This window comes from Ralstonia sp. RL, from assembly GCF_001683835.1.
Taxonomy (GTDB): Bacteria; Pseudomonadota; Gammaproteobacteria; order Burkholderiales; family Burkholderiaceae; genus Ralstonia; species Ralstonia mannitolilytica.
Genome location: NZ_LWRX01000199.1, coordinates 1 through 4,181, shown reverse-complemented (window position 1 = coordinate 4,181; position 4,181 = coordinate 1). Strand labels below are relative to the sequence as shown.

Annotated in this window: 4 protein-coding genes and 3 pseudogenes; 2 read left to right on the top strand and 5 right to left on the bottom strand. The window is 64.8% G+C overall.

The features are described from left to right. The 5 genes and pseudogenes from A6M56_RS18825 to A6M56_RS18810 form a co-directional block, all read right to left on the bottom strand. Positions 1–307 (bottom strand): annotated as a pseudogene (locus A6M56_RS18825) (ubiquinol oxidase subunit II); the annotation flags it as partial. A 575-nt stretch (positions 308–882) separates the two neighbouring features. Beyond that, positions 883–1,141 (bottom strand): annotated as a pseudogene (locus A6M56_RS18820) (divalent metal cation transporter); the annotation flags it as partial. Beyond that, a pseudogene (locus A6M56_RS24300) lies at positions 1,129–1,318 on the bottom strand (divalent metal cation transporter); the annotation flags it as partial. The pseudogenes A6M56_RS24300 and A6M56_RS18820, both read right to left, overlap by 13 nt. A gap of 30 nt (positions 1,319–1,348) precedes the next feature. Then, complete coding sequence (locus A6M56_RS18815) at positions 1,349–1,555, bottom strand: hypothetical protein (RefSeq protein ID WP_045784972.1); 207 nt, start codon at positions 1,553–1,555, stop codon at positions 1,349–1,351. 687 nt (positions 1,556–2,242) lie between these two features. Next, positions 2,243–2,866: a TetR/AcrR family transcriptional regulator gene (locus tag A6M56_RS18810; protein WP_045784973.1), complete on the bottom strand. Its 624-nt coding sequence runs from the start codon at positions 2,864–2,866 to the stop codon at positions 2,243–2,245. A 98-nt stretch (positions 2,867–2,964) separates the two neighbouring features. On the opposite strand from A6M56_RS18810, the gene A6M56_RS18805 reads away from it, so the two are divergent. After that, positions 2,965–3,474: a DinB family protein gene (locus A6M56_RS18805; RefSeq protein ID WP_045784974.1), complete on the top strand. Its 510-nt coding sequence runs from the start codon at positions 2,965–2,967 to the stop codon at positions 3,472–3,474. Between the two features lie 103 nt (positions 3,475–3,577). Beyond that, the gene (locus A6M56_RS18800) at positions 3,578–4,030 is read left to right on the top strand and encodes a Rid family hydrolase (protein WP_062739471.1); all 453 of its coding nucleotides are present in this window, start codon (positions 3,578–3,580) and stop codon (positions 4,028–4,030) included. Positions 4,031–4,181: the final 151 nt, after the last annotated feature.

The window sequence follows — 4,181 nt, the reverse complement described above, 5'->3', positions numbered from 1 at the left end:
GCGTGGACTTGTACGTGATCCAGCCCAGGACAACGATGATCAGGCACGGGATCAGCCACACCACGGCTTCGATGGCGTTGGAGTGCGACCAGTCCGGCTCGTAACGGGCCTTCGTATTGGTGGCGCGGTACTTCCACGCAAACACCAGCGTCAGCACGATCACGGGAATGACCACCAGCAGCATCAGGCCGGTCGCCACCAGGATCAGCGTCTTTTCTTCGGCGGCGATCATCCCCTTCGGGTCCAGGACCGTCAGGTTGCAGCCCGCCAGCAGGAGCGGAAGGCTTGCGGCGAGGAGCCGCTTCATATGTGGAACGAGTGTGTTCTTCATGTCTTGCACAATTGCGCCGGCGATGCGCACCAACATCACGAGAGCCCAGCAGCCCAGACTGCAGCCACAGGCGGAAAAACGCGGGAAATGAGAAAAGACCGTGCTGCCGGCACTTCGGAATCGGCTGGTGCGGCAGCGGATCTTCGATCACATCTGGCGCCGGTCAGGGAGAAGCTGAACCCAGCGCGCCCCGTCGACGGGGCGGACTTCGCTCATGCCGGGCATGCGCGAGGCCGAGCGCCGCCGCGTCGCACAAAGCGGCGTACGACACATCGGGGGCGGTTGAGATGGGAGCAGGCACTACGTCAGGCGCTCGTTGGGGGAGCGCGGTATGGAGTGGAATGCGGGCGCGATCTTACCGCCAGACGGCGCTTCGGATCGCGCAATTTGCTCAGGCAAATAGAAATGCGAGCCGATTGACAAGTGACGGCTGCGTCGTCCGCCTAGGGTTTACGCGGCTTTGCGGGTAAGCCAATCGAAAGTGCATGTTGTTGCACTGCGACAATCGGCCACAGTGGCGCGCAGGCCACGACAGGCCGCAAGAGGCGGGAGAGCACCGACAGCATCACCGGCACCACCGCCACCACGCAGCCAGCGAAGATGTTCATGCGCGGGTGTTCTTCCGCAGGCCCAGCACGGCCTTGTCGTTGCACAACAGCAGCAGGAACACCGTCGCGCTCGGCAGCAGCATGCCGGCCTGCGATGCAGCGAGTGCCGCACGGCAAACACATCGCCCATCGCATATGCGGTCGAAAGCGACACCGCGCATGCGCCGATGATGCTGGCGTCCGGCAACGCGATCGCGAATACCTGCCGAAGGCGCCGGCGTCGTTGTCTCCGACCATCACGACCAGGCCCGGCCCGACGATGGCGAGCAACGTCCGCCAGCGCGCGTCAGGTGCCGAGCGCGCCCCGAATGTCACCCACATGGGCGTCGTCGCGTGCGGCATGACGCGGCGCGCCGATGCCCGAAGCGAATTGCGTCATATCGACCCCAATTGGTGCGCGTTGTTGGCGTTACCAGTACGTGCGCGACAGGCGAATGGCCGCCGCGACGTAACCGTGGTTCGCGAGCGCTGGGCCGCCATCGCCGGCGCGGCGGGTCGATGGCCCGGGCACGGCACCGGCACGCTGGGGCGCACCGGCCCGGGCCTGCACGAACGGCGAGCTGAACGGCAGTGCGATCGCCGAAAAACGACGGGCGGGGATGTTGAATTTGCGCATGGTGCACTCCTTGCGGCACGCCCGCCATGTGGGCGCGGCCTGCCGCCATCGCCACGGCTGCGCGCGGCGTGTTCAGACATTCAAGGAGCGATGGGAGACACCGCCGCCTTGCCGGGCCGCAAGTCAACAGCAAGGAACAACCGTGCAGCGGACTCGCCTTGAGGAAAATGCGTTCGGATAGGGTCGACTCGGACTGTCCATGTGGGCCCTCCGTAGGTCTTGGAGTCCGGTGGGGGCGCGCATGCCCACGCGGTTGACGACGCCGCGATCGCGGCCGTAGCCAGGGCCCCGATACGCTGAAGATCAGGGCAGCCCGCCAGCGCCCTGATCGATGGCGAGCGGTAGAACGCATGAGGCCTCTCGTCCGCGTGCGACGTGGACGCAGGCAGACGCCGGCCGCCGGCTTGCCGATGGCGCGCGCAAACGCACGCGGCCACGCATACGGTGCCGGACACCAACACTCGATTCAGGGAGACGCTTGCGCAGAGAACCCACGCAAGAGCCACCACCTGCCGTGCAACGCGGCTAGGCAGTGGCGGGAAGGACAGCCAACACGCCTGGACTGCTTAGCCGTTCAATGGCGATCGAAGATCGACTGGAACAACTGTCCATGGAGACCACTCCGTAGCTGTGACGGGGCGCAGAGCAACAAAGTGTCGCGGGGGGCCGGCAAGCCCTTGGTGGCCGCTACTGCAGATACCCAACGATGAGCCGCGTCGCCTCGTCGATCAGCGGCGCGAAGCGCGCTTCGGCAAAGCGCTCGGCGTGGTGCAGGACAGCGTTGTGCGTGAGCGCCTCGATGGAGGTCACGCACACGAACGCGGCAAGCTCGAGATCGAGCGGACGCAGCTCATCGCGATGGGCCTCCAGGTACGCGAAGAACATGTTGTAGATCTCGGCGTTGAAGCGCTCGGTGTTCGCAAGCCGCCCGGTGCGCGGTATCTGCTCGGCGAGCACGCGGTGCAATTTGGGATCGACGCCATGCGCGTGAACGGCAGTGGTCACCAGCCTGCGCACCGCCTGCGCCACCGGGAGCGTGGCAGCGTCAGCGAGCGCATCACGCGTCAGCGCCATGAGTTCGCTGCTGTGCCGCTCCATCACCGCCACCACGAGCGCCTCCTTGCTCGGAAAATACTGGTACAGCGATCCGACGCTCACGCCGGCCTTGGCCGCAATCCGGTTCGTGCTCGCCTTATCGAACCCCTCTTTCACGAGAATGCGAGCGGTGGCTTCGATCAACGCATCCACCGTGGCGCGCGATCGCGCCTGCGCGGCTTGTTTGCGGGGTTGGGTCAGCGGCTTGCGAGCCATTTTCCTGCGCGTCGAATGCGAGTATGAAACACGAGTCATCGCTCATATTATGCATGGCGCGAGTTGCTCGCCAACCGCGCAAGACAAGGAGCCACCTCATGTCTCACCCACCCTACACGCAACTGCTCGCCATCAAGCAATGGGCCGACCGCGGTCTGTATGACGCCGTGTGCCGGCAGTTCGATCAGCTGAGCCATGAAGACGCGACGCTCATGCTGCGCGTCCTCGATCACGTCCACACAGTGGACCGCATCTTCCAGCACCATCTGCAGGGACTGCCGCATCCATTCGCTGCGCCCAGATCCGAGAAGCTTCCAGAACTCAGCACGCTGGCCCAGCACGCGCAGCAAGTCGACGACTGGTATGTGTCTTACGCGCAGACCGTGACGCAGGCCAAGCTCGACGAGCCGCTTGAATTCACCTTCACCAGCGGCAAGCCGGCGCGCATGCGTCGCGGCGAGATCCTGCTGCACGTGTGCCTGCACGGCACCTACCATCGCGGCAACGCCGGCGCGCTCCTGCAGCTAAGGGGCCTGACGCCAAGCCGGGATGCAATGACGGACTTTCTTGAAGACACCGCCTCGGCTGCGCCATTCGCGGTCAGCTGAGACGATCCGCATGCACGGCGCGTGGAAGCCCTACGCGTGGTGGTGCCATGCAAGCCCCGGGGGGATCGGACACAATCCGCTTCCACCCTCTACCCCGAAGGCCATGCACCACATCCCTACCGAAACCGGAGAAGTCGTCATCCCGCCCGAGCTGGAAGCCGATGTCGCACAGTTCCACTACGCGCCCGCAAGACGTGTCGGCGATTTCGTCTACCTGTCGGGCATCGTCGCGTGCAATCGTGAAACGACGCCCATGGACGCCACCGCCTTCGAGGCCGAACTGCGTCAGGTCTTCCGCCAGATCGAACGGCTGCTGGCGGCCTGCCAGGCACGGATGGTCGACGTGATCGAGCTGCAGATGTTCCACGTGCTCGGCAGCCCGCGTCTTGCGCTGGACAAGGCCGGGCAGCTCGCAGCCATTGCGCGTGTGCGGGACGAATTTTTCCCGGCCCCGTACCCTGTGGCAGTGGAATTGGGCGTTGCCGAACTGAACCCCGAAGGCGGTCTGGTGGAGATCAAGGCGGTCGCTTACGCGCCGTTGACGGAGCCGAAGTAGTCCGATCGGCGGACTGTCGCCGTGCAATTCCGAATGTGCGATCTGGATGGGCGAGCGCCAAAGACAAGCGGCTTCCCACTGGGAAGCCGCTTCGGTATTGGTGCCGGCTGCAGGACTCGAACCCGCCACCTGATGATTACAAATCAACTGC

Coding starts and splice junctions, on each gene's coding strand:
- A6M56_RS18815 (WP_045784972.1), bottom strand. CDS start 1,555: ATGCGCAAATTCAACATCCCCGCCCGTCGTTTTTCGGCGATCGCACTG.
- A6M56_RS18810 (WP_045784973.1), bottom strand. CDS start 2,866: ATGGCTCGCAAGCCGCTGACCCAACCCCGCAAACAAGCCGCGCAGGCG.
- A6M56_RS18805 (WP_045784974.1), top strand. CDS start 2,965: ATGTCTCACCCACCCTACACGCAACTGCTCGCCATCAAGCAATGGGCC.
- A6M56_RS18800 (WP_062739471.1), top strand. CDS start 3,578: ATGCACCACATCCCTACCGAAACCGGAGAAGTCGTCATCCCGCCCGAG.